General features: G+C 50.7%; 23 protein-coding genes. 14 read left to right on the forward strand and 9 right to left on the reverse strand.

Features of this window, described 5'->3' with window-relative positions; all coding sequences use genetic code 11:
- Nucleotides 1-67: 67 nt before the first annotated feature.
- Nucleotides 68-1,123 (forward strand): HD-GYP domain-containing protein, encoded by a 1,056-nt coding sequence (locus AC0YOB_RS29845; protein ID WP_475795885.1) that lies wholly within the window; start codon nt 68-70, stop codon nt 1,121-1,123.
- 58 nt (nt 1,124-1,181) lie between these two features.
- On the opposite strand, the gene sufB is transcribed toward AC0YOB_RS29845, so the two are convergent.
- The 6 genes from sufB to AC0YOB_RS29875 all read right to left on the reverse strand — a co-directional run bounded on the left by sufB (nt 1,182) and on the right by AC0YOB_RS29875 (nt 7,105).
- The gene (gene sufB, locus AC0YOB_RS29850; protein ID WP_210038501.1) at nt 1,182-2,579 is read right to left on the reverse strand and encodes a Fe-S cluster assembly protein SufB; all 1,398 of its coding nucleotides are present in this window, start codon (nt 2,577-2,579) and stop codon (nt 1,182-1,184) included.
- A 41-nt stretch (nt 2,580-2,620) separates the two neighbouring features.
- Entirely contained in the window at nt 2,621-3,049 is a 429-nt protein-coding gene (gene sufU / locus AC0YOB_RS29855; protein ID WP_210038500.1) for a Fe-S cluster assembly sulfur transfer protein SufU, read from the reverse strand.
- Nucleotides 3,036-4,262 (reverse strand): cysteine desulfurase, encoded by a 1,227-nt coding sequence (locus AC0YOB_RS29860; protein WP_475795886.1) that lies wholly within the window; start codon nt 4,260-4,262, stop codon nt 3,036-3,038. Before AC0YOB_RS29860 ends, sufU begins: the two co-directional genes overlap by 14 nt.
- Nucleotides 4,259-5,566 (reverse strand): Fe-S cluster assembly protein SufD, encoded by a 1,308-nt coding sequence (gene sufD / locus AC0YOB_RS29865; RefSeq protein WP_475795887.1) that lies wholly within the window; start codon nt 5,564-5,566, stop codon nt 4,259-4,261. The genes AC0YOB_RS29860 and sufD overlap by 4 nt, the downstream gene beginning before the upstream one ends.
- A gap of 18 nt (nt 5,567-5,584) precedes the next feature.
- A complete protein-coding gene (gene sufC / locus AC0YOB_RS29870) occupies nt 5,585-6,364 on the reverse strand; it encodes a Fe-S cluster assembly ATPase SufC (RefSeq protein WP_475795888.1) in 780 nt (259 codons plus the stop codon).
- A 162-nt stretch (nt 6,365-6,526) separates the two neighbouring features.
- Nucleotides 6,527-7,105, reverse strand: coding sequence for a DUF1802 family protein (locus tag AC0YOB_RS29875; protein WP_475795889.1), 579 nt, complete (start codon nt 7,103-7,105; stop codon nt 6,527-6,529).
- A 313-nt stretch (nt 7,106-7,418) separates the two neighbouring features.
- Between AC0YOB_RS29875 and mtnK the strand changes: the two genes are divergently transcribed.
- Nucleotides 7,419-8,639 carry an S-methyl-5-thioribose kinase gene (mtnK, locus tag AC0YOB_RS29880; RefSeq protein WP_475795890.1) on the forward strand — a complete coding sequence of 407 codons (1,221 nt, stop codon included), beginning with the start codon at nt 7,419-7,421 and terminating at the stop codon, nt 8,637-8,639.
- Nucleotides 8,640-8,657: 18 nt separating this feature from the next.
- Complete coding sequence (mtnA, locus tag AC0YOB_RS29885; RefSeq protein ID WP_475795891.1) at nt 8,658-9,713, forward strand: S-methyl-5-thioribose-1-phosphate isomerase; 1,056 nt, start codon at nt 8,658-8,660, stop codon at nt 9,711-9,713.
- A 106-nt stretch (nt 9,714-9,819) separates the two neighbouring features.
- Here the strand turns inward: mtnA and AC0YOB_RS29890 are convergent, their stop codons facing one another.
- Nucleotides 9,820-10,125, reverse strand: coding sequence for a YunC family protein (locus AC0YOB_RS29890; RefSeq protein WP_475795892.1), 306 nt, complete (start codon nt 10,123-10,125; stop codon nt 9,820-9,822).
- A gap of 186 nt (nt 10,126-10,311) precedes the next feature.
- Between AC0YOB_RS29890 and AC0YOB_RS29895 the strand changes: the two genes are divergently transcribed.
- Complete coding sequence (locus tag AC0YOB_RS29895) at nt 10,312-10,830, forward strand: hypothetical protein (protein ID WP_475795893.1); 519 nt, start codon at nt 10,312-10,314, stop codon at nt 10,828-10,830.
- A gap of 66 nt (nt 10,831-10,896) precedes the next feature.
- Here the strand turns inward: AC0YOB_RS29895 and AC0YOB_RS29900 are convergent, their stop codons facing one another.
- Together AC0YOB_RS29900 and AC0YOB_RS29905 are read right to left on the reverse strand one after the other, a co-directional pair.
- Nucleotides 10,897-12,810, reverse strand: coding sequence for a putative bifunctional diguanylate cyclase/phosphodiesterase (locus AC0YOB_RS29900; RefSeq protein WP_475795894.1), 1,914 nt, complete (start codon nt 12,808-12,810; stop codon nt 10,897-10,899).
- A 157-nt stretch (nt 12,811-12,967) separates the two neighbouring features.
- A complete protein-coding gene (locus tag AC0YOB_RS29905; RefSeq protein ID WP_475786621.1) occupies nt 12,968-13,321 on the reverse strand; it encodes a DUF423 domain-containing protein in 354 nt (117 codons plus the stop codon).
- A 112-nt stretch (nt 13,322-13,433) separates the two neighbouring features.
- Here AC0YOB_RS29905 and AC0YOB_RS29910 point away from each other — a divergent pair, with 112 nt between their 5' ends.
- From AC0YOB_RS29910 to AC0YOB_RS29955, 10 genes are all read left to right on the forward strand, one after another.
- Nucleotides 13,434-13,880 (forward strand): hypothetical protein, encoded by a 447-nt coding sequence (locus AC0YOB_RS29910; RefSeq protein ID WP_475795895.1) that lies wholly within the window; start codon nt 13,434-13,436, stop codon nt 13,878-13,880.
- A gap of 277 nt (nt 13,881-14,157) precedes the next feature.
- Nucleotides 14,158-15,312 (forward strand): sporulation protein YhbH, encoded by a 1,155-nt coding sequence (yhbH, locus tag AC0YOB_RS29915; protein ID WP_475795991.1) that lies wholly within the window; start codon nt 14,158-14,160, stop codon nt 15,310-15,312.
- 359 nt (nt 15,313-15,671) lie between these two features.
- Nucleotides 15,672-17,294: a response regulator transcription factor gene (locus tag AC0YOB_RS29920; protein ID WP_475795896.1), complete on the forward strand. Its 1,623-nt coding sequence runs from the start codon at nt 15,672-15,674 to the stop codon at nt 17,292-17,294.
- 1 nt (nt 17,295) lies between these two features.
- On the forward strand, nt 17,296-19,074 hold the full coding sequence (locus AC0YOB_RS29925) for a cache domain-containing sensor histidine kinase (protein ID WP_475795897.1): 1,779 nt from the start codon (nt 17,296-17,298) through the stop codon (nt 19,072-19,074).
- 14 nt (nt 19,075-19,088) lie between these two features.
- A complete protein-coding gene (locus AC0YOB_RS29930; RefSeq protein WP_475795898.1) occupies nt 19,089-20,384 on the forward strand; it encodes an extracellular solute-binding protein in 1,296 nt (431 codons plus the stop codon).
- A gap of 138 nt (nt 20,385-20,522) precedes the next feature.
- On the forward strand, nt 20,523-21,917 hold the full coding sequence (locus AC0YOB_RS29935; protein WP_475795899.1) for an ABC transporter substrate-binding protein: 1,395 nt from the start codon (nt 20,523-20,525) through the stop codon (nt 21,915-21,917).
- Nucleotides 21,918-22,019: 102 nt separating this feature from the next.
- Nucleotides 22,020-22,922 (forward strand): carbohydrate ABC transporter permease, encoded by a 903-nt coding sequence (locus AC0YOB_RS29940; protein WP_475795900.1) that lies wholly within the window; start codon nt 22,020-22,022, stop codon nt 22,920-22,922.
- A 24-nt stretch (nt 22,923-22,946) separates the two neighbouring features.
- The gene (locus tag AC0YOB_RS29945) at nt 22,947-23,792 is read left to right on the forward strand and encodes a carbohydrate ABC transporter permease (protein WP_475795901.1); all 846 of its coding nucleotides are present in this window, start codon (nt 22,947-22,949) and stop codon (nt 23,790-23,792) included.
- A 286-nt stretch (nt 23,793-24,078) separates the two neighbouring features.
- The gene (locus AC0YOB_RS29950; RefSeq protein ID WP_475795902.1) at nt 24,079-25,311 is read left to right on the forward strand and encodes a DUF2157 domain-containing protein; all 1,233 of its coding nucleotides are present in this window, start codon (nt 24,079-24,081) and stop codon (nt 25,309-25,311) included.
- A complete protein-coding gene (locus AC0YOB_RS29955; protein WP_475795903.1) occupies nt 25,298-25,846 on the forward strand; it encodes a GDYXXLXY domain-containing protein in 549 nt (182 codons plus the stop codon). The genes AC0YOB_RS29950 and AC0YOB_RS29955 overlap by 14 nt, the downstream gene beginning before the upstream one ends.
- Nucleotides 25,847-25,900: the final 54 nt, after the last annotated feature.

Below are 25,900 nucleotides of genomic sequence, written 5' to 3' on the forward strand. Positions count from 1 at the left end.
CAATTCCACTTTTTGTTGCTACCATAGACATAACAATTGATTGGACAACTGTTACTTGAGGTGGAGCATGAGAGTACATCTGACGGAGCTAAAAGAGGGAGATCGGTTAACCCATGATACGTTCAACTCCTACGGGCTGAATGTGCTTTCCAAAGGGACCGAGCTGAGCGCCAGGGAAATATCCAGGCTGTTCCAGCACCAGCTTGATTATGTCGAGATCGAAAGACGCATCACTGAACATCCACCGGAAAGAACGATCGAATCCAGCATCAACCCCAGGTGGCTGCCAACAGTTGAACCCGTCTATCAGGAAGTTGTAAACGGTTGCGAGCAGTTATTCATGGATGCTTTTCAGAATGGAAAAATAGCTGAAGAGGATGTTGTCGAGACCTTTCAGCCGCTTGTAGACAATTTCAAAACAGAACGCGATGTCGTGTCCATGCTGCTGCTGCTCAACACGAAGGATGATTACACTTACCAGCATTCCGTTCAGGTGGGCATGCTGTCCTACTATTTGTCTTCCTGGCTCGGCTATGATGAGGAGCAGGCGGTGAAAGTCGGCCAAGCCGGATTTCTTCATGATATCGGCAAGTGCCGGATTGAGGCAAAAATCCTGAATAAGCCTGATCGTCTGACCGAGCAGGAATTTGAAGAAATCAAACAGCACACCATTTACGGCAATCAAATTATTTTAAAATCCTTTGGCCAATCTATACCGGCAATCGTAGCGCTTGAGCATCATGAACGTATTGACGGTTCAGGCTATCCCTACCGCATTACCGGTGATAAAATGCACCCCGTCTCCAAAATCGTAGCTGTCTCCGATGTCTACAGCGCGATGATTTCTTCTCGCGTCTATCAGAAAAAACGCGATCTGCTGTTTGTTCTGAAAGAGCTGTACCGCATGAGCTTCATTGAATTGGATCCCTTCACAACCCACACCTTTATCAAACATATGATACCCAACTTCATCGGCAAGCGGATCGAGCTTGTGAGCGGCGAATACGGAACGATTGTGATGACACATCCATCCGAATTTTTCCGTCCTCTTATCCAGATCAACGATCAGTTTATTGATCTCACCGTAGACCGCTCCCTTGAAGTAAAGCAAGTTTTTATGTAAAAAGAAGCCGGCATCGTCTTTACAGACCATGCCGGCTTCTTTTTCTTGTTTCAATCGATTAACCGATGCTGCCTTCCATCTCGAACTTGATGAGACGGTTCATCTCAACAGCGTATTCCATCGGCAGTTCTTTGGTGAACGGCTCGATGAAGCCCATGACGATCATTTGCGTCGCTTCCGCTTCGGTCAGTCCGCGGCTCATCAGATAGAAGAGCTGATCCTCGGATACTTTGGATACCGTAGCTTCATGCTCAAGCGTAATGTTGTCGTTCATAATTTCGTTATAGGGAATCGTGTCTGAAGTCGATTCATTATCAAGGATGAGCGTATCGCATTTGATGTTTGCCTTGGAGCCCTCGGAATTGCGTCCGAATGAAGCCAAACCGCGATAGGTTACTTTACCGCCATGCTTGCTGATCGATTTGGACACGATTGTCGATGTGGTATCCGGAGCCAGGTGAGTCATCTTGGCACCGGCATCCTGATGCTGCCCTTTACCGGCAACGGCGATGGAGAGGACCATGCCTTTGGCGCCGCGGCCTTTTAGAACAACAGCCGGATATTTCATCGTCAGCTTGGAACCGATATTTCCATCGACCCATTCCATGGTTGCATTTTCTTCGGCAACGGCACGTTTGGTCACGAGGTTATAAATATTCGGCGCCCAGTTTTGAATCGTCGTGTAGCGGACACGGGCGTCCTTAAGGACAAGAATTTCAACCACGGCGCTATGCAGAGAGTTCGTGCTGTAGATTGGAGCCGTACAGCCCTCTACATAGTGAACCATGCTGCCTTCATCGGCTACGATGAGAGTACGCTCGAATTGGCCCATGTTCTCCGAATTGATACGGAAGTATGCCTGCAGCGGAACTTCGCATTGCACACCCTTTGGCACATAGATAAAGCTTCCGCCTGACCATACTGCACTATTGAGAGCGGCGAATTTGTTATCCGCCGGAGGAATGATCGTACCGAAGTATTTACGGAAAATCTCCGGATATTCACGAAGCGCGGTGTCGGTATCGGTGAAAATAACACCCTGCTTCTCCAGATCCTCCTGCATGCTGTGGTAAACAACCTCGGATTCGTATTGGGCGGATACCCCTGCAAGAAATTTCTGCTCCGCTTCAGGAATACCAAGCTTATCAAAGGTTTCTTTGATTTCGGTCGGAACTTCCTCCCACGTTTTCCCTTGTTTGTCCGATGCTCTTACATAGTACTGGATATCATTGAAATCAAGGTCATCCATATTGCCGCCCCAACGCGGCATCGGCATTTTGTTAAACTGCTCCAGCGACTTCAAACGGAACTCCAGCATCCATTCCGGTTCGTTCTTGATTTCCGAAATTGTACGCACAACTTCGGGTGTCAAACCTTTACCGGATTCAAAAATCGCCTTATGCTCGTCACGAAAACCGTATTTATAATCTTCCAAATCGGGCATTTGCTTAGCCATTGTAAAGGCCTCCCATCTCTCGAACGCGCATTAAAGCGCGCTTATTGTCGTTTCTCCAACTCAATTCCTTTGCGCAGCGCATTCCAGGAAAGTGTCGCGCACTTGATGCGCGCCGGGAATTTGCTCACGCCCGCCAGCGACTCAATATCTTCAAGCTCATCAAACTCCGTTGGTTCGCCCTTGATAAAACTGGAAAACTTCTCAGCCAGCGCAAGAGCTTCATCAAGCGATTTGCCTTGGACCGCTTCGGTCATCATGGAAGCGGAAGACATGCTGATCGAACAGCCTTCGCCGGTGAATTTGGCTTGTTTTACAATCCCGTCCTGAATTTCCATCTGCAGCGTAATCCGGTCACCGCAAGTCGGATTATTCAGGTTTACCGTCACGGCATCTTCATCCAGCGTACCGCGGTTGCGCGGATTTTTGTAATGATCCATAATGACTCTGCGATACAAATCATCCAATTGCATAACCGAAGAACTCCTTTGTCTGGTGGAGGGCGTCAATCAACCGGTCAACGTCCTCTTCGGTGTTGTATAAATAAAAGCTTGCTCTGGCCGTAGAAGAAACATTCAACCAGCGCATAAGCGGCTGGCAGCAATGATGTCCGGCACGGATGGCAACCCCTTTGGTATCCAAAACAGTTGCTAAATCATGCGGATGAACCTCATCGAGATTGAAGGTGACAAGCCCAGCCCGATTCTTCTCGGGACCATATATCGTTATGTCATCCATTGCACGAAGCCGGTCATACGCATATGCAGAAAGCTTTTGCCCATGCTGCTCGATCGCATCCATGCCAATTTCCTGAAGAAAATCGATTGCCGCACCAAGCCCGACAGCTCCGGCGATAATCGGCGTTCCTCCTTCAAACTTGTAAGGCAGCTCTTTCCATGTGGATTCATACAAATCAACGTGATCGATCATTTCACCGCCGAATTCGATCGGTTCCATGGCTTCGAGCAGAGCCTTCTTGCCATATAATGCTCCAATTCCCGTAGGACCACACATCTTATGTCCGGAGAAAGCATAGAAATCACAATTCAAATCCTGAACATCCACCCGCATATGCGGCGTACTTTGCGCGCCGTCTACTACCATTATAGCATGATTGCGATGTGCAATTTCGGCAATTTCTTTAATTGGATTAATGACTGCCAGCACATTGGACACATGGGAGATAGAAACAACCTTGGTACGGCTCGTAATCGTCTTCTCCGCATCCTCCAATCTAATGGAGCCATCCGGTTGGAGCGGAATATATTTCAGCGTGGCTCCGGTCGCTTTGGCGGCCTGCTGCCACGGTATTAAATTGGAGTGATGCTCCATAGGCGTTATCACGATTTCGTCGCCTTCGCCGCATACCGTACGGGCATAACCGGAGGCAACCAGATTAAGCGCTGTGGTCGTCCCGCGGGTAAAGATGATTTCCTGGGGACTGGCTGCATGGAGAAATGCCGCCGTCTTCTCGCGGGCGCCTTCATATGCGTCTGTTGCACGCGAGCCGAGCGTATGAACGCCGCGGTGAACATTGGCATTGTCCATTTCATAATACCGAACCATGGCATCAATGACGGAACGCGGCTTCTGTGAAGACGCCGCGTTGTCCAGATATACGAGCGGGTGCCCGTTTACCTCTTGATGCAGGATCGGAAATTGTTCCCGAATCGCCTGCACATTCATCCTTCCAGCTTCCTTTCAAGAAGACGCTTGAGCTGTTCACGAACAGCCTCGATCGGAATCTCCGAAACCACCGGGGCCAGAAATCCGTGAATAATGAGCCGCTCCGCGTCCTTTTTTGAGATGCCTCGCGACATCAGGTAGTACACCTGTTCAGGATTTACTTGTCCAACGCTGGCCGCATGCCCAGCTTTAACATCATCTTCATCGATCAGCAGAATCGGATTGGCGTCGCCGCGGGCTTTGGGACTGAGCATCAACACCTTCTCGGTCTGTACGCCATTGGCCTTGGTTGCGCCCTTCTCGATCTTCGTGATGCCGTTGATGATGGCTCTCGATGAGTCCTTCATAACAGCCCGCGTAACCATGTTGCTCTCGGAGCTGCGCCCGATATGAACGGCACCCGTCGTCAAGCTCATTTGCTGCGAGTTCTTGCCGATACTGATGACCTTCGCATCCGATGAAGAGCCATTGCCCTTCAGCACAGATTGCGTATCCGACAAAATATGGCCGTCATGCAAATCACCGATCACCCATTCAATGCTGGCATCATTCTCAATGATCGCACGGCGTATCGTCAGATCGATAATACTGTCAGCCATATGGTTAACCGTTGCTACCCTTACATGAGCGCCTGGATTTACAAACACCTCAACTACGGCCTGCTTGGTTAGCGCCTGCTGCTCCGCTGTATAGGCAGAAACCACATTATCCACATAAGTAACGCGGCTGTTGTTATCCGCAATGATTAGAATATGGGGCGCAAAAGTCGCTTCTGCATCGTCGCTGTAGAACAAAGCCTGGAGCGGCAGCTCGATTTCTGTATTCTTGGGCACGTATAAAAATACGCCGCCGTTCCATATTGCCGAATGCAGGGCAGTCAGCTTGCTCTCCTCCTGCTTTACGGCCTGGAACAGATATTTCTGCACCAGATCGGCGTGATCCCGCGCTGCCGTCTCCAGATCGGTAAAGATAACTCCTTTTGCCTGAAGCTCAGGAGAAAGCTGCTTGAACACGCTGCTCGAGTTGCGTTGAACAACGAGTCCTGAAGGAGCATTACCCGAAAGCTCCTTCAATGATTCAGGCAGCTCGTCTGCCGAGCGAAGCTCAGCCTCCCGTTTGTAACTGCCAAGCGCTGTCAGTTCCCAGCGGTCAATACGCGTTTTTTCCGGTTTCGGCCATTCCAGCGTTTCCGCAAGCTCAGCGCCCTTGATGCGCAGCGCTTCAAGCCAGGCCGGCTCGCCTTTGTCTCGTGATAACGCTTCGGCAGACTGGCGGTTCACCGGAGTAGTTAGTTGTGTACTCATATTGCTCTTCCTCCTCCGCTAAACCTGTCCGACCGTTTCGTCCACGATGCCCAGTTCTTCTTTAACCCAATCGTAACCTTCGCTCTCCAAACGCGCCGCAAGCTCCGGTCCGCCTGATTTCACGATTCGGCCCTGCATCATAACATGAACAAAATCCGGTGTAATATAGTTCAGGAGCCGTTGATAGTGAGTGATGATCAGAAAGCCGCGATCCTCGGAGCGCATGGCGTTGACGCCGTTGGCTACGATTTTGAGCGCATCGATATCAAGTCCGGAATCAATTTCGTCCAGAATGACAATCTTGGGCTCGATCAGCATCATTTGCAGAATCTCGTTCCGTTTCTTTTCTCCGCCCGAGAAGCCTTCATTCAAATAACGGTGGGCAAATTCGGGGTTCATTTCCAGATCCTTCATCTTGCCTTCCATCAGACGGATAAAACGGATCAGTGAAATCTCTTTTCCTTCTTCCCTGCGGGCATTAATGGCGCTGCGCAGAAAATCGGAATTGGTAACGCCGGTAATTTCGCTTGGATACTGCATGCCGAGAAACAGACCGGCGCGGGCGCGCTCGTCTACGGCCATATCAAGCAGATCCTCACCATCAAGCGTGGCGGCCCCTTCCGTCACTTCATATTTAGGATGCCCCATAAGCGCCGATGCCAGCGTACTTTTTCCTGTACCGTTCGGTCCCATGATGGCATGAATTTCGCCACCATTGATCTCAATGTTGATACCTTTCAGTATCTCCTTGCCTTCGATCTCAGCCTTCAAGCCGTCGATCTTGAAATGTGTTGCCATTTAAACTACCCCTTCCAAAGTTCGATGTTCCTATATTTGTTAGAAACATGGTCTCATTTGTAATGATTCCAAAATGATTCTCATTGATTCTCAATAATCATTTTAGTCTAAGTTTCGTTATAAATCAACAATACCGCCCTCACGGGCCAACCGCTCCGGTTCTTAAAGATTTAGTAAATGATGAATCCGGGAAGCCTGCTCCTGGAAAGCATCGTCAGAAAGTACAGGCGAGATTTGATTCTCCTGAAGCCCGTCCTCCAAAGTAACCCATGACTTGCAGCCCGTATAAGCATCCCGCATTGGGATGTCAACAGGATGCTCGAGCCGGCCGATGCGCAGTATAAGCAGATGAAGCGGCTTTTTCTTTTTCCATTTCAGACGCTCCTCTGCAAAAGAATCGGTCCATATATGGCATTCCCGGATCCTGTCCAGAGTCTCCATATCGTAGATTTCAATATCCTCCACAACTTCGGCGCAAACAGAGATTCGAACGCGATCCGGACTCGCTTCCTTCAGCGTATCCCTTAAACGGTCCTGATAATCATCCTTCAGAAGCTCCACTCTTTGATGCTCGTAAGCAGGGAGCAGATAGAATCTCCGGCTGACGAGTTGAAAATCCCTTGTTTCCTCAGCGATACCGCCTTTGCGAAGCACAATGATCTGTCTGCCTTCAGCAAGTGCTTTAACCGCAACGGCCCATTCCTTGAGCGCTACGGGCTGCGGATTATTGATGTCGTTCAATGTTTACACCTCCTAAAATTCTTGCCTTCGCCGCTGCTGCCAGCCGGCCAGGCAGGCTGCATCCACTCTTATGTCCTTGAAGGTGCTTGATGAACGTGAGTCCTCTATATAGTAGTTCCTCACTCGAACGGTTGCAAAAATCGACCGGGTTCAATACCTTTTGCTACTATTATAACAAAGGTGCTATTCCAACGCGAAAAAATATTCGTTATACTTATTTGGATGCCAATCGTTCTATTGATTTTACTAAGCCGGCCAACGGCGATATAATAAACTATCATTTCCATAATCACAGTCGAAAGGTGGACAAGAGATGTCTGCTTATCATCCATTGAACGAACAAGAAGCTATTGAAATTGCCCGCGGCCTGGAGGGTATCTTCACACCGGGAGCCCATCTTGTCAGCCGGGAAATCGGCGATGGCAATTTGAATCTGGTGTTTCATATCTCGGACCCCAAGGAAGGAACAAGCCTGATTCTGAAGCAGGCCCTGCCTTATGCCAAAGTGGTGGGCGAATCCTGGCCGCTGACGCTAGACCGTGCCCGGATCGAGAGCGAGGCGCTGATCCAGCAGGGAAAATTGGCTCCGGGACTCGTTCCGACCGTTTACAAATACGATCCTGAGCTTGCTTTGACAATTATGCAGGATCTCAGCGATCATGTGATCATGCGCCGCGGACTGATCGAGAACGGACGATACCCACTGTTTGCCGAGCATATTTCAACCTTTCTCGCCAATACGCTGTTCTTCACATCCGATCTCGGAATGAATCAGCAAAGCAAGAAGCTTCGTGTTCGCGAGTTTATCAATCCGGAGCTGTGCAAAATAACGGAGGACCTCATATTCGATCATCCCTACACGGATGCCGACACCAACAGCTTTGACGAAGCGATCCGCGATGAAGCAGAGGCGCTGTGGAACGACGGCGAGCTTCATCTTGAGGTCGCCCTGCTGCGCGAGAAATTCCTGACGCAGGCACAAGCGCTGCTGCACGGCGACTTGCATACCGGAAGTATTTTTATCAAGCCGGATTCGACGCAGGTAATCGATCCCGAGTTTGCCTATTACGGGCCAATGGGCTTTGATATCGGAGCTGTCATTGCGAACCTGCTGCTGAATTTTGCCGCACGCGATCATTGGGATTCCGATGAGACGGCACGGCAGGAGTACCGCTCCTACCTGATTGAGACCATTCGTGAGATATGGATCAAGTTCGACGCTAAATTCCGCTCCTTGTGGGAGAAGAACGGTGTTGACCGGATCAGCATGACCGCTCCGGGCTACAAGGACAATTATATGAACCGCCTGCTTCAGGATACGGTAGGGTATGCAGGAAGCAAGATGGTCCGCCGGATTGTAGGTCTTGCCCACGTTGCGGATATTGACCAAATTCCGGATCCTGCCGCCAGGGAGCATGCGCAGCGCCTCGCGCTGTCAATCGGCAAGGAGCTAATCAAACGGAACCGTAAAACAGCCGCTATCGAGGATCTGATTGAGGTCGCCCAAACAGCGGCTGCATCGGTAAAGGCCTAAAGAAAGGAACAATCATTCATGGAAAATTATAAAGGACTTCAGTCCGTTGTCTGGGCGGGGGATCATCTTGATCTGCTGGACCAGCGCTTGCTGCCCGAGGAGGTTGTTCATCTGCCCCTCACAACCGGCCAGGATGTGTGGGAAGCCATTCGACATCTCAAGGTGCGCGGAGCGCCGGCGATCGGAATAGCCGCCGCCTACGGCGTATTTCTTGGCAGCCGGCCGGAGTCAAATAAAGCGGAGTGGCTGGATGCGGTTAATCAGGTATCTGCCCACCTGGCTACCTCCCGGCCGACTGCAGTCAATTTATTCTGGGCACTTGACCGCATGAGGGCCCGGGCCAAAGAGCTCGAAGCAAGCGGGCTTAACCTGGAGGCTTGCAAAGAAGCGCTGCTGGATGAAGCAAAAGCGATTCAAAGCGAGGATGAGGAAACATGCCGGATGATCGGCGAGCATGCGCTTGGCTTGTTTGAGGATGGCATGGGCGTTCTCACCCACTGCAATGCCGGCAGCCTGGCTACGGCCAAGTACGGCACGGCGTTAGCTCCCTTCTATCTTGCGCTGGAACAAGGCATCAAGCTGCGAGTCTTCGCGGATGAAACGCGGCCTGTCCTGCAGGGCGCCAGACTGACGGCCTTCGAGCTGCAGCAGGCGGGTGTCGACGTCACGCTGATCTGCGACAACATGGCCGGCATGATCATGAATAAAGGTTGGATCGATGCCGTTATTGTCGGAACAGACCGCGTTGCGGCAAACGGTGACGTTGCCAACAAGATCGGAACATACAGCGTCGCGGTTCTGGCCAAAGCGCATAATATTCCGTTTTATGTTGCTTGTCCGCTCTCCACTATTGATTTGAATACGGCAAGCGGAGAGCTAATTCCCATCGAGGAGCGGGATGCGGAGGAAATTACGGAAGGCTTCGGCAAACGCACCGCCCCAAGAGGCATCAAGGTATATAACCCGGCCTTCGATGTTACGCCTCACGATTATGTAACAGCCATTATTACGGAGAAGGGTGTCATTAAACCTCCGTATGACGTCAATTTGAAGAAACTGTTTGAAACGCTGTAAGCCAAATTCAATAAACGAATAAATCAGCAAAATATAACAGAGGATTGTCAATTGAAGCATTGCGCTCTTGAGGCGGATGCCGGACAATCCTCTGTTATTTTGTAATCTACAGCATCAGCCGAATGGCGTCTGAACCCTTCATTCCGGGAACAATGCCAAGTGTTTCTGCAGCTTCGGTAATGGACTCAAGCGGAGCATCCATCAGCTCTTCCAGCGTCCGCACGCCAACCGCACGGCCAGCGATAATTCCCCGATCCTTCAGCCTTTCATTTAACAGCGCCACATCAAGCGCGCCGCACATAATGTAGCCCGTGTCTGTCGTTACTGCAAGCAGCGTCGTTTTGGGCAGCTTCACTTCCACACCAAGCACGTGAATGCCGCCATCCAGCGAAATCGGAACCATGCGCATCATTCAATACCGCCTCCTTAATAAGGAACCATTGGCTTATTTACTATATGTCTGCCGAAGCCATCTGGAATAGGACATATGACTCAAGTTTATTGACGGATTTCAACCAGATAACAAGTGAAATTAGGACTACATTTATTGGTCCTTTAGTGGTATAGTGATTCTACTTATGTTAGTCATGGAGGCATTATGGATACTAAAGGTAAAACAAACAGCATAGAACAGTCCGCCTACTTGTTTAATGTAGATATATTGGTAGAAGGCAATACGAATGCGCTTGCAGCAGAGCGTCTCCTGCATCTGCTTAATCAATGCGGATTTGCTGACTATCGCATTAAATCAGGAATCGAACTGGGCAGGCTTATTGAAGCGCTGGAATCCGCCGTGTCGGGCAAACCCGCAATTGGCAGCCCTTACATAGCTGAACCGACGGCGGGCGGCAATCCTGCGGGACTTCCGGAGCAACGTACTGAAGCAGCGACGGCCACTATCGAAGAAGTGCCTCAAATTATTGACCGGGTACGCACCAGTATTTCCGAGAACCGGCTGATCCGCCTCTCGGTGAACAAGGGATTTGGCGTGCGCTTGAACATTCCATGCCGAATAATCAAGCTTGATGAAAGCAGCCAAATGCTCACTGTCTATCATGTGGATGAGAAGCAGGTATACACGTTTACATTGAATGAGATCGATGATTTTGTGATTTGACACGGAACAAACGATTGACTGCCAAGCAAGCAAAGGGAGCCTCCCCGATAAGGAAGGCTCCCTTTTTTATTTGAAGCTCATGGTATGCAGCATTTCTGTAATCTCATAGCCGGTAACAGGCGGGCTCCACAGAAAGCCCTGCATCTCATCGCATAGATGCTTTTGCAAAAATTTCATTTGGACTTCAGTCTCGACGCCTTCGGCGATCACTTGAAGCTGCAAACTATGCGCCATTGCAATTATCGCAGCGACTATGGCCGCATCCCCGGGATCATGCTCGATATCGCTCACGAATGACCGGTCAATCTTCAAACGGCCGATCGGCAAATTCTTCAAATAATGAAAGGAGCTGTACCCGGTTCCAAAATCATCAATGCTGATATGCACGCCTAGCTTGGTAAGCTCCAGCAAACAGCTGGAGGCATGCGTGACATCCATCGTCATCGTTTCCGTAATCTCCAGATCGAGATATCGGGCTTCCAGCCCCGTCCGGTCCAGAATATCCGCTACTCTTTCTGTTAAATTCTGCTGCAGGAACTGCCTGATCGACAAGTTCACGGAGACCGGGATGGGAGGAAGCCCCGCAGCCTGCCAGGCTTTATTTTGCCGGCATGCCTCCTCCAGTACCCAATCGCCAATTTGCACAATGAGCCCGCTCTCCTCTGCCAGAGGTATAAATTGCCCCGGTCCCACAATTCCCCGCTCAGGATGCTCCCAGCGGATCAAAGCCTCCACGCCCACAATTTCACCCGTAACCAAATGATATTGAGGCTGATAATATAAAATAAATTCCTTCCGCTGAACCGCCCGCTTCAGCTCATGCTGTAGCGTCAGACGCGCAAGCGAACTGTTATCCCATTCCTCGGAATAAATGAAACAGTTATTCTTCCCGCTGTCCTTCACCCGGGCAAGCGCCATATCCGCTTTCCTGAGCAGCACGCTTGCATCATCGTCGTCCAGATTGTTTGTGGCGATACCGATGCTCACTGTTACATGCAGCGGAACTCCCTGCAGTTCAAAGGGCTCCTCGATCAGGTGCAGCACTGCTTTGGCTTTACAGAGCAGCTCGTCCTCCGTACCTGCATCTGTATATAGAATGGCGAACTCATCGCCTTCCATGCGTGCCGCAAGATCAGGCTCGGGCAGACCGCGGTTGAGCCGTTCAGCCATCTGCATCAGCAGCATATCCCCGAAATCTCTTCCGAACGAAGCGTTAATCAGCTTGAAGCGGTCGACATCCAGATACAGAATCGCCAGCCGCTTCCCCGAGGCTTTGGCTCCACTCAGGCTCTCGTTCAACTGCATCATAAAGGATCGTCTGTTCGGGAGGCCCGTCATGTCATCATAATAGGCCATATAACGGATTCGCTCGAGATTCCGCTTGCGGTCGCTGAGATCCGTACTGATTATCACGGTTCCGATAATCCGGCCGTTGTTCAGCACCGGTGCCGTTTTCACATGAATATCAAAGAAATGTCCGCGGCTGTGAATCGTGCTGACCGTCATTTCCTTGACTTTCCCTCGCAGCGTCTGCCTGAAATTGTCTACAATCTGCCGACGGTGAGCCGGATCAACATACGGCAAGAACATCCTGCCCAAAAGCTCCTCTTTCTTGTATCCGAGAAGCTCGCTGGTGGATTCGTTCAGCTCGACAATCCGCCCCGATCTGTCAAGCACCATCAGTGCAACCGCATCGAAGGTAAGCAAGGACTCCGCAATCCGGGTATAAAAATCATTCGTTCCCGGTAATTGATTACGTCTGATCAAAGGAATGATGAATCCATAGATCATTCCACCCGCAGCCGCCGTTACCGCCAGCGTGCTCCACCAATAATCAAAAGAAGACAGCCACCAAAAGCTTGCCGCCATCCAAACCAGTGCAGCCATACCGACGCCAAACGTTACTGCCCAATAAATGCGAACGCTTACAATTCGATGGTTGGCGTTCTTTCCTGAGGTCTCCGCCGCATCATTGGACACGAATATCTTCCTTTCTGATTCTGAGTCTTATCTGAACCCTATTATAAACGATAATGGTCATATATGGATACTCCCTATGGAGGATTTATCCAATTAAACGACAACAGCCGACTTCTTTCACGGATCGTGAAAGAAGCCGGCAGTCGAATGAAGGCGATTATTCGCTCTTGGCCTTCCAGAGGGCATAAGCGGCCAATCCCCAGGAAATAATGAAGGCCAACCCGCCAAGCGGCGTTATGGCCCCAAGCCATTTGACATCGCTGAGACTGAGCGCGTACAAACTTCCCGAGAACAAAAAGATCCCTATATGCATAAATCGGGCAGCCCAGCGCATGGTGGTAATATGAGAGCCAAGCCGCGTCGAGGCCAAAGCGAGCAGAAACAGCCCGATCGCATGATACATATGGTACCGGACGCCAGTTTCGAAGACATTTAGCATCTCCGCCGTGAGGCGGCTTTTCAGGCCATGCGCCGCAAAAGCGCCGAGGGCCACCGCAAGCAGCGCATGCATCGCGCCAAACGCTCCGTATTTGTTAAACAAATCCAATCACGACCTTTCCAAATATGTGAAAAATCAGTTACAATGAACGAAAATCAATTGGAGTGGAGGAGTATGTACCCGTATGAATGATAACGAAGAGCAGAGTTATCACCTGAAGGATACATTTAATCCGGAACCGGCCTTTGAACCCGAGCCGGTCAGGAGCCAATCGAAGCTTGGAATCGCTTCTTTTATCATTGGCCTCGCAAGTATTGTCGGCTTCATTATTTGTTCCATCATCGCAGCTTCGTCTATTATGGACTACATCACGGCTGACGGCAAGACTGTTCAAAATATTGAAAAATTCTCGGAAGAAATCGCGAAGGACGCCCCTCTTCTGCTATCCATTTTATTCATGATTGTCAGCATTGGCCTGAGCTTGATCGGGCTTATTCTGGGCATCGTCGGAGCATGCATGAGAAATACCCGCAAAGCGTTCTCCATTGTCGGAATCGTACTGAACGGCCTTCTCTCCTTTGGCTTTGCCGCCTTGTTCGCTGCTGCTTTGATTACGCAGATGAGCGCCTGACCAGATACGAATCCCAAAGACTGCAATTGCCAAGAAGGGGCATTTGCAGTCTTTTTTGCAAATATAAGAAAGTATAAAATTCCATCTTATTTTGCTTATATTTCTGAGGGAAGAAATTAATTTTGCCGCCAAAAGGACGGCACAGCCGTTTCTTCTTGTCTGCGCGGTTTCAAGATTAATAGGATTGGACTTATTTTGCTTCACATAACCTCCCCGGACTTGAATACAATGAATAACAACAAGCAAGAGAGGGTTGGAGGTGTAAGACTTGGAGGCTATGAATGGACCGTCATTTATTGTTTCGCGCGAGGATTGGTCCCTGCACCGCAAAGGACATGAGGACCAGGCCAGACATCAGGAGAAGGTTCGGGAGGCCATTAAGCAGAACCTTCCCGATATCGTAACCGACGAGAGCATAGTGCTCTCCAACGGCAAGCAAACGGTGAAGATCCCCATCAAAAGCATCGACGAATCTCATTTTGTCTACAACTACAACAAAAAGCAGCATGTGGGACAAGGTGACGGCGATTCCCAGGTTGGAGATGTGCTTGGCACCGACCCGCAATCCGCCCAAGGCCCCGGCAAAGGCCAGGGGGCTGGCGATCAGGCAGGCGAGGATTACGTCGAAGCGGAGATTACCATCGATCAGCTCGAGGATATGCTGTTTGAAGAACTGGAGCTGCCCAATCTGGAGCAGAAGCAAAAGGATGTCCTGGAAACGACGGATGTTGTCTTTCAGGATATCCGCAAGAAAGGCATCATGTCCAACGTCGACAAGAAGCGGACCTTGATTGAAAATATAAAACGCAACGCCAATGCCGGCAAATCCGGGATCGGCGGCATCTCCCCGGATGACCTGCGTTTTAAAACCTGGAACGAGGTCATCAAGCCCCAGTCCAACGCTGTTGTGCTGGCGCTTATGGATACATCCGGCAGCATGGGCTCCTTTGAGAAATACTGCGCACGCAGCTTTTTCTTCTGGATGACCCGCTTTCTCCGGCGAAAATACGAGCATGTGGAAATCGTCTTTATTGCCCATCATACGGAAGCCAAAGAAGTGACAGAGGAGGAATTCTTCACCCGCGGCGAAAGTGGAGGAACGATCTGCTCTTCCGCCTACAGAAAGGCATTGGATATTATCGATCAAAGATATCCCACGTCGAACTGGAACATCTATCCGTTTCATTTCTCCGACGGCGACAATCTGACCTCTGATAACGAAAAATGCGTAAAGCTGATCGAACAGTTGCTGGAGCGGACCAATCTTTTCGGATATGGGGAGGTCAACCAGTACAACCGCAGCAGCACGCTGATGTCAGCCTATAAGAACATCGCCAATAAGAAGTTCATGTATTCCATAATCAAGGACAAAGGAGAAGTATACAAGGCGCTCAAAACCTTCTTCTCCAATCCGGCTGCGAGTAGCAGCTAATGTTCCCATCCCGCTTGTCTTCCCGGACGAGCGGGATTTTTTCATATTTTCCACTAAATGGCAGGAAGGGATACTATTCTCTTATCGCAGAGGGGAAATTTCCATGATCGGCCTTTTCCCTGTGTTTGTTCGTTCAGAATCATATAAAATATAGTTAACGCTTACATTTCAGATAATTCGCCTATTTGCTGGGCAAATGGAAGGATTTGCGTATCTAGGACCCTTCTAATCCGCCGAATTTTATGTCACATTTAATGACATTATCTTGTTTTTATTCATTTCAATTTCCTTTATACTGGGTATAAACAAGATTCACACGTTATATAAAATAACATGTTAGTAACAAGGAGTGAACATCGATGTACAAGGTGATTCTGGTTGACGATGAAGCGGTCGTCCGGCATGGCTTGAAGCATACCATTGACTGGGCTCGCCACGGGTTTGAATTAATAGGCGATTACCCCAACGGACGCGAGGCGTGGGAGGCCGTCGAGGAGCATAAGCCGGACCTCATCATTTCCGATATATGCATGCCTTTCATGGATGGCCTCGAGCTTGCCGGGGCCATCGCCAGCACTTATCCTTACATCAAAATGATCATTCTGACCGGCTTCGATGAATTTCAATACGCCCAGCAGGCTATCCGCCTGAAGGTGTCCGATTTCGTGTTGAAGCCTATTACCGCTCAGGAAATACGGGATTTGCTTGATAAAGCCAGAAACGAAATGGATGATGAAAGAAAACGCTTGGAGGATTTAGGCAGACTGCAGGCGCAGCTGACTCAAAGCCTGCCGCTGCTGAAGGAGCGTTTTCTTGAAAGGCTTGTTATTTCCGGCCTGGATGAAACGGAAATCGCAGAGCGCTTCGCATACTTCGGGCTGCCGCCGATGCCGCCGCTGTATTTGGTCATGGTTATCGATATCGACGATTTCGGCAGCGGGCAGAGCCCTGAATCCCATAATTACGATGAAGAAATTCTCCGGCTTGCGGCCTTCGACATGGTGAATGAAACAGTAAGCGACGGGTTTGGCGTGCTGCTTCGCACCCGGGAGGAACGGATGGTCGTCATCGCTTTCGGCCGGCAGGATGAGAGCGCCCTCTATGAGCAGACCTTCCGCCTCGCCGAGGAAGCCAGACATCGGATTGAGAAATTTCTTAAATTCACGGTGACGGTCGGAATCGGCCGCGTCTGCTCCTCCGCGTCCGGGCTCCCCGGCTCCTATAGCAGCGCCCTGTCCGCACTTGAATATCGTTTCCTGCTGGGCAAGAACCGGATTCACAGCATTCTTGATATGGAAGGCAAGCCTTCCTTTCCTCTGCAGCCAGCTCTCGATTGGGACCGCAAGCTTGTCGCCGCCGTCAGGATGAACTCCTGTCAGGAGGCTCAGCAGCTGGTCTCCTGCCGGGTCAATGACCTGCGCGCCTCGCATGCCCCTATGGAAGCGTGCGTGCTGGAAATACACAAGGTGGTGCTTTCCCTGCTCAATACCGTTCAAGAGCTTGGATCTCCCCCTCAAACCACAGCGCTGTATAATCAAATCAATGAGCTGTACCGCTACAAAACGCTCGATGATATAGAAGCGTGGTTCAAACAGCTTGTCCAATCGATTATGACGGCAATCTCCGAAAACCGTGCCCAGTTTACCAACATGCAGATTATGCGGGCGGTCGAATACATCGACACCCATTATGCCAATGAGAAAATATCTCTGCAGGAGCTGTGCCGCCACGTTCTGATGAGCACCAGCTATTTCAGCCTTGTCTTCAAGCAGTATACGGGCGAAACCTTCGTGGAGTATCTCACCAGAGTCCGCATGGAGAAAGCCAGGGAGCTGCTCCAGTTCACTTCTCTTAAATTCTATGAGATTGCTGACCGGATCGGATACGGGGATCCCAATTATTTCAGTATTTTATTCAAGAAGCATGCCGGCGTATCGCCGCGGGAGTACCGCGACCGCCTGGCAAAGGAGCGGGCGGGCTGACATGTTCAGACAGCGGAGGCCCTTCTTCCCGATTCTCCCTTTCAAAAGCATTCAATCCAGCATATCGCTTGCCTTCTCATTGCTCATTCTTGCAACCATTGCCGTAACCAGTCTGATCAGCTACCGCCTTTCCGTCCGTTCTGTGGAAATCAATTCCCAGAGCTATATCGAAGAGGTCATCAAGCAGGTCAACGGCAATATTCAATCCTATATTGACAACATGGAAAATATTTCGCTGCTCGCCATGACCAATAAAGATGTGAAATACTACATTTCCAGCAACAGCTTCATCAGTGACGAGGACCGCAGGCCTTACGAGAAACGGATTTCGGATTTGTTCCAGGCCATTCTGTACACCCGCAAGGACATCGCCTCCATCATGGTCTTCGGCTATAACGGCCGTTATGTATCGGACAGACGAATTACAACGCTTGATCCGGGCGTCAAGCCTCAGACCCAGGACTGGTATGTCAACGCGCAGAAGCAGGGCGGGCAGTCGGTTATCTCCGCCCCGCATGTGCAATATCTGCTCCTGAACGAATCCCGTTCGGTCGTCTCCTTGAGCAGGGAATTGAAAAGCACGGACGGCATTACAGCCGAAGGCATCTTTCTGGTTGATTTGAACCTCAGCGTGATCAACGATATATGCAGCACCATCAATTTGGGCAAACAGGGTTATGTGTTTATTGTGGATAACGACAGCCGCATCGTTTATCATCCGGAGCGGCAGAGCGCAAACCCGCGGCCGGTCGAGCCGATTCCGCAGGTGCTGGCCACTGCAAGCGGCAGCTCCTTCATGGTGGATGACAATGAGGGCAACCGCATGTACACCGTGCAGGATACCAACTTTGGCTGGAAAATCGTCGGCGTCGCGTATACGGACGATCTGATCGCCAACAAAGGAACGATCCGCAATTCGATTGTGCTTTACTCTGTTTTTGGCCTCGCGATCTGCCTCCTGCTCTCCCTCCTGCTCTCGCACAGGCTCTCCAGGCCGATCAAGAACCTGCAGCGGGATATGAAGAAGGTGGAGAAAGGAAATTTCGAGATCCAGACGGAAATCGGAGCGATGAACGAAATCGGCCAGCTCGGACGGACCTTCAATATGATGGTGGGGCAAACCCGGAATTTGATGCAGGAAATGCTGCAAACCCAGGAAAACAAGCGCAAAAGCGAGCTGCAGCTGCTGCAGGCCCAGATTAATCCGCATTTTCTATACAATACCCTCGACTCCATCGTCTGGATGGCTGAGCAGAAGCAGCACGAGGAGGTGGTGCTGATGACCTCCGCATTAGCCAAGCTTTTTCGCGCCAGCATCACCAAGGATAAGGAACTGGTGCCTATCGGCGTGGAAATCGAGCATATTACCAATTATTTGCTTATTCAGAAGATGAGATACGACAATCAGCTCGACTATGTCATTGAGGTGCCGGAAACGCTGCGGGATTATCTTTCACTGAAAATCCTGCTGCAGCCGTTCGTTGAAAATGCGATTTATCACGGCATCCGCCATTTGCCGGATATCGGCCTCATTACCATTCGCGGAAGGGAAATGGAGGACCGGATTGTATTTGAGGTGGAGGACAATGGAAACGGCATGACGCCGCAGCAGCTGGAGCAGATTTGGGCAGGCGGCCCCGACCGGGGAGATAACGGCATCGGGATCAGCAATGTGAATGAACGCATCAAGCTTTATTTCGGGGACGGGTACGGCGTTCATATCCGCAGTGAGCTGGAAGAAGGAACCTGCGTTATGATTACGATTCCCAAAATGGTCTAGGAAGGAGAAGGCCCATGCGTATTCGGCAAACCGCATCAAGCCACATGAGGCAGTCACTGTGTTGGTGTCTGTCTGTCACGCTCCTGATCATTCCGCTGCTGCTCAATGCCTGCACGCCATCCGAACAAGCCTTGTCTGTTCAAATCCCTGAAAAGCGCTCATTAATCCGCTTTGTCGCTTCTGAATACAGCTCGGAGACCCGGCCCCTGCTGGAGAAGCTTGTCAAACAATTCACCGCTATGCACCCTGATATCGACATCGAGCTTCAGGTTGCCAACTGGGACGTTCTGGATGGCATCTATACAGCCATGATCAGCCAGGGCCAGCCCCCGGATCTGCTCAATACGAATGTATATGCCCATTTTGCCAAGGATGGTCTGCTGAATGATTTCAATGAGCTGCTGTCCCCGGAGCTGAAGGCCAAATTCTATCCGAACCTTCTTGGTATGGATGAGGTGGACGGACATCAATATGCGCTCCCTTATGTCACGACAAACCGCAATCTCTACTATAACCGGGAATTATTTCAGAGCGCCGGCATCGCCTCTCCTCCGGCAACATGGGAGGAGCTACGGAAAGATGCTCAGCTGATCAAGAAAACGGGACTTGCGCACGGGTTCGGCGTCGATCTGACCGACAATGAAATACAAGCCTACCTCTCTTATTTCTTCTTCGGGGCAGGCGGCGGCTGGATCAAGGACGGGAAATGGACCATCAATTCGCCGGAGAATATCGCAGGACTCCGCTTTATGAAGGAGTTATTCGACCAGGGGCTGACTGATCCGGAACCGACGATCACCACACGCGACGAAAAGCAGCGGATACTGGGCGACGGCAAGCTCGCTATGATGATATCCGGCAACTATTTCAGCTCGGTAATGCCCCGGGAATTCCCCAAGCTCAAGTGGGGAGTCGGTCCGATCCCCGTCAAGAAAGGAGTTCCCGCCATTTCATTCGGTGTCCAGGATGTGCTGGTCTCTTTCAAAACCGATCATACCGACAAGAAAGCCTTGTCCGCCTTTATCGATTTTCTCTACCAGGACCCTGTGTATGAGGAGATGGTGCTCAAAGAGGGATTCGTCCCGGTTACCCGGCCGATCGGCGACAAGCTGTCCGGGACCGACAATGTAATGAAGCGCAATCTGGATGCCATGCAGAAGGCCAAATTCTATCCCATCCAGCAGTCCGCCTGGCAGGCGGTTATGGACACTGCGCGCAAAATGGGGGATGCCGTGCTCTATGACCATCTCTCTCCCGAAGCTGCGCTGGATCAGCTGCAGAAATTCGCCGAGGATCGAAGCGGACAATAAGAAAAGAAGATAACAAAGAATTCAGGGAAGATAATCGATAGTGGCGAAGGCTTACTCCCTTTATGATGATGTCAGGCGCAAAAGATCCGATGCCGGATCTTCTCCAAGCGACACACATGACTAGGGAGGGTTTGCTGTATGATTTTCAAGAGAAAAATGGCTGCACTTGGTATTGCCGCTTTACTGGTCGTCCTGCCCCTCGCAGGCTGCGGCTCATCGAATGGAAATGCGACAGGGAACAAGCCTGCGGCGGCGAATGAAACGCCTGCAAACACAAGCACCAATACGGATGCGGGTACAACTGCGGATCCGGAGCCGGCTCCGGCAGCGGAAACCAAATTAACCGGCGATTTTGAAATTCAATATTTTGTAGGCGGTTATGGCGACAAATGGTGGAAGAAGGTCATTGCCGACTTTCAGGCGGCCAATCCGGATTTGAATATCAAGGAACAGGCCGGTCCCAAAATCAATGATCAGAACAAGCCTCGCTGGATCGGCGGCAATCCGCCGGATTTCGTCTACATTGACGGACCGGGTCTGAACGACCGCCAAATGGTCGAAGACGGACAGCTGGAGGATTTGACGGAATGGATCAAGGATGCCAAGAACATCGACGGCGAACTGATCTCCGATATTTTGGCGCAGCCTCCGCAGCTGTATGACGGCAAAGTCTACAACATTCCGCTCGTGCTCAATTCATGGGGCGTGTTCTGGGATAAAGCGCTGTTCACGGAGAAAGGCTGGGCTGAGCCAACGGATTTTGACTCGTTCCTCGCAGTCAGCGACCAAATCAAGGCAGCCGGCGTAACGCCTTTCATTCATACCGGCAAATATCCGTATTACATTAATGGCGCTATTCTTTATCCCGCTATCGTATCAGCCAACAATAATGACTATAAAATTCTTCAGGATATGGCCGCCAACAAGGTCGAAGCCTTCCAAAGCCCCGCCGTTCTGACGGCTCTGAACAAAATCGTGCAGCTGCGCGACAAAGGCTTTATCGACAAAGCGTCGATTCAAATCAATCATACCGATTCGCAAATGCTGTTCCTGCAGCATAAGGACGCGTTCATCCCGAACGGTCTGTGGCTGCCCAATGAAATGTCCAAGGATATTCCAGGCGGCTTCAGCTTCGGCTTTATTCCTTCAGTCACGCAGGATAAAGGCGGCAAAGTCGTGGCCAATACGTCAACTTCAACCGTGGCCATTGCCAAAAACGCCAAAAACAAAGAAGCGGCCAAAGCGTTCCTGCAGTTCGTTTTCTCCAAAGCGCAGGCTTCGCAGTGGGCAGAGCTCAGCGGTGCGCCTTCCAACATCAAAGGCGACATCAGCAGCTCGAATGCGCCAAGCTTCGTTAAGGATGCAGCCAAATATTTGACCTCGCCCGATACGATCGTCATTCCGACCATCACGTTCAACGCCGATGTGGATAAAGCGATGCAGGATGCAACCGATGCGCTTACGATCAGCACGATTACGCCTGAAGAATGGGTAACCCGCGTAACCGATGCCGTGAAAAAAGCAGCCAAATAAACCGGTGAGGCATCAACATTCGGGGAATGGGAATGACAGGCAGGGATCAGCCTTGCCTCCTCATTCCCCGTTAACTTTATTCCATCAGGACGGTGAATGCTTATGAATTCCGGAACGGCAAAGCGGCAGCGCAATCTGTTTATCGCTGCCTTCATCATCCCTACTTTCCTGTTCTTCTGTCTATTCATGATCTATCCGGTAATCCAGGCGCTGTATTATTCCTTCTTCGACTGGTCCGGCATGTCGCAGAACAAAACCTTTATCGGACTGGACAATTTCAAGGAGATGTTCCGGGACCCCATCATATGGCGGTCGATCGAAAACGATTATTTTCTGGTTATCGGCAAAATCATCGGCATTATGATCATCGCCACCTTCTTCGCCGTGGCGCTTACCCGGTTTAATTTTAAGCTTGCCGCTTTCTTCCGCTCGATTTTTTTCATCCCGAATGTCATCTCGGTTGTAGTCATCGGGGTGCTGTGGAATTTCATCTATAATCCCCAGATCGGTTTTCTGAACGGATTTCTGTCGCTGTTTACGGAAAATAAAGTGGATATTACCTGGCTCGGCTTCCCCAAGCATACCATCTGGATGCTGCTGCCCCCCGCCATCTGGGCCGGCATCGGGTTTTATATGATCCTGCTCATTGCCGCGATACAGAACATCCCGGTCTCGTACTATGAAGCAGCGGCCCTTGAAGGCGCCGAACAGTGGCATCAATTCCGCCATATTACAGTCCCGCTGATCTGGGAGCAGATGAAGGTTTCTATCATCAATATCATGATGACCACCCTGAACGGCTCGTTCGTAATCGTGTGGATTATGACGGAGGGCGGACCCGACAATTCCACCCAGGTTATGGGCTCCTATCTGTACCAGATGGCGTTCAGGCAGTATCACTTCGGCTACGGCGCCGCCATCGGCGTACTTATCCTGGTCCTGTCGCTTATCACCACTGTTACTCTTCAGCGGCTGTTTCGCCAGGAAACCATCGAAGTCAGCTAATGTTTAAAGGAAGGGGCATTCATCATGAATTCGGGCCTCAAAAATCCGGTCACCAAAATAATGGCTTACGCCATACTTTTCATATGGGGCGTATCCGTGCTTTATCCGCTGCTGTGGACGCTGCTGGATTCGCTCAAGAATAATGAACAGTTCTTCAGCAATGCACCCTGGTCACTGCCGGAATTTCCACTGCTGTGGAGCAACTTCTCCTATGTATGGAGCAAATATAATTTCAGCAGATACTTCGTCAATTCCATCGTCGTAACCAGCGGCTCTACACTGCTCGGACTGCTGCTGGCCGCCGCTACGGCCTATGTGCTGGCCCGCTACAAGTTCAGAGGCAGCCAGGCGCTCTATCTGCTCTACATTGCTTCCATGATGGTGCCCTTCAGTCTGGCCCTGATCCCGCTGTTCTTCCTGATGGATTCGCTGCATCTGATCAATACGGAGCTGGGATTGATTCTGGTATATGCGTCCAGCGTGCTGGCCTTCGGCATATTCGTGCTGGTCGGCTTCTTCAAATCATTGCCCAAGGAGCTGGAGGAGGCTTCAGTCGTCGACGGCACTTCCCATTACGGCACCTTCTTCCGGGTCATGCTCCCGCTGTCGCAGCCCGGACTCATAACCGTGGCGATCATCAACGTGCTCAATATCTGGAACGAGTATATTGTCGGCACCATTCTGATCAACGACCCGGACCATTATACGCTGCCTGTCGAGATCGGCGTCCTGCGGCAGGAAATGGAATACCGTACGGAATGGGGGCCTTTGTTTGCCGCTTTGCTCATCACGATTGTTCCCGTCCTGATCATGTATATGTTCTTCCAACGGCGGATTGCCAGCGGGATTACAGCAGGCGCTGTCAAATAACAAGAGGGCTCGCGCTGCCCGAAAAAAGCCATCACCCTGAAGAGTTCAACAGGGCGGTGGCCTTTTTTATTTTCCCCAAAGCCAAAGATTCTAATTTGCTTTTGCAGGGTACCACATAAAGATAGTACTATTCACGCATTCTACCGTCATTATAATAAGAGACAGTAAGAAGAAACGGCCGATTCCGTCTTTTAGCGGAAAAGTAAATTTCTTCCTCAAAATATCAGATCAAGCAGAGTCAATTTTATACATTCTGATAGTTCCATGAAAGTTGAGGTGCTTGCATATGAGCAGAAGATGGCTGGAGCAGGAAGGCGCTGCCTGGACGAAGCAGGGGATTATTACGGACGAACAATACAGGCGCATTCTGGAGCTGTACCCGGAACAAAAACGTGCTGCCGGTTTGATTCCCATATTGGGCAGCATCCTCGTCGGCCTTGGGATTCTCAGCTTCGTAGCTGCCAATTGGCAGGACATCCCCCAGCTTGTCAGACTGGCGCTGATGATGCTGATCATGACCGGTTTATATGCATCCGGCTGGCTGCTGGATAGGAAAGAACATGACAAGCTTGGAATTGCCCTGATCAGCCTTGGGCTGATCAGCTTCGGAGCGAGCATTGTGCTGATTGGCCAAATGTTCCATCTGGTCGCTTACAACGCGGCTTCTTTTACCATTTGGAGCGTCGCGGGCCTGTTCACCGCCTTCCTGTTTCGAAGCCGTTATTTGTATATTCTCAGCCTGCTGATCTGTACGCTGACGCAATGGTACAGCTCGACGGAATTTCATACATTCAGCTACGCTGTCCTGGCCATCACAATCGCCGGCTTCGGCGCCTACTGGTGGCGAAGAAAAGATGCGCTGCTGGGCTGGTGCCTGGCCGGAAGCTTCGTGCTGCAGGCGCTGCTTGCCATCATCGGGAATGACTGGGCGTTTACCTGGTTCTTCATACCCGTCTGGCTGCTGTATGCTGCAGCAGACTTGCCCGGAGACCGCAAAATGTTCTACCCGTTTCAAGCCGTGGCGCTCATTGCAGCTTTTATTTTCAACTGGTTTCTCGTCCTGTTCTGGGAGAACGACTACAGCAGCTTTCGAGAAGACGCGGCGGCCCAGCCTCTTCCCTATATCATTCTGCTGGCCATCCTGCTGCTTCTCTCGCTTGGCGGCAAATGGCAAAATAGCCGTTTATCGTCCAGTCCGGACTGGATTCTTGCCATTCCCTTCTTCTATTTGGCTAACGGGACCGGTCTGCTAACCCTGCTATCCCTGTTTATCTTCTCGCTCTATTTATTATGGAACGGTTATCTCGAGGAATGGCGGCTCAAAATCAATCTCGGCACCCTGCTGTTCCTGATCAGCACCATGACCGCATACGGAAAGCTCGCATGGGATTTCATGGACAAATCGCTGTTTTTCATTCTTGGCGGCATTCTTCTGCTTGTACTCGGCTGGTTCCTCAACCGCCGCAGGCAGCAGGTATTATCCGGCATCAGAGAGGATGAGCATCATGACCCGAATTGATTTCATGCAGCGGCACCGCACCAAGCTGTTTATCGTGCTGGTCGCGGCGCAGATTCTGTTTCTTGGCGGACTTGTCAGCTACCACTATGCTTCTTTATGGTTTGGCCAGGAGGCCAGGCTTGCGACCACTCCCATTGATCCCCGCGATCTCCTGTACGGAGATTATGTGACTTTGAACTATGAGATCAGTCAGCTTGATCCCGGCCTTTGGAGAGGAGCGGGCAATCTGCCCGAAGAAGGCGACAAAGTCTATGTGGTGCTGCAGCTTGCGGCGGACAGCGATGTTTATCAGGCAAAGTCTCTTTATTCCCGCAAACCCGCCCCATCCGGAGGCGAGCTTATTATAAAGGGCAGAATCCGTTACGCAACAAATACAGGAATCTTCATAAACTATGGCTTAGAGAAATATTATATCCCGGAGAATACAGGCAAACAGCTCGAAGAACAGGCGGACAGTCTGGTTGTGAAAGTCAGAATCGCCCCCTGGGGGAACGCCGTAATTGAAGAGATCGAACCTTTGACACAGCCCCGCTAAAACGGCATAATTGAATCTATTGATAGTTTGTAAATTTGGTAATTTGGTCGTAGT

The organism is Paenibacillus sp. JT31N17, from assembly GCF_056269255.1.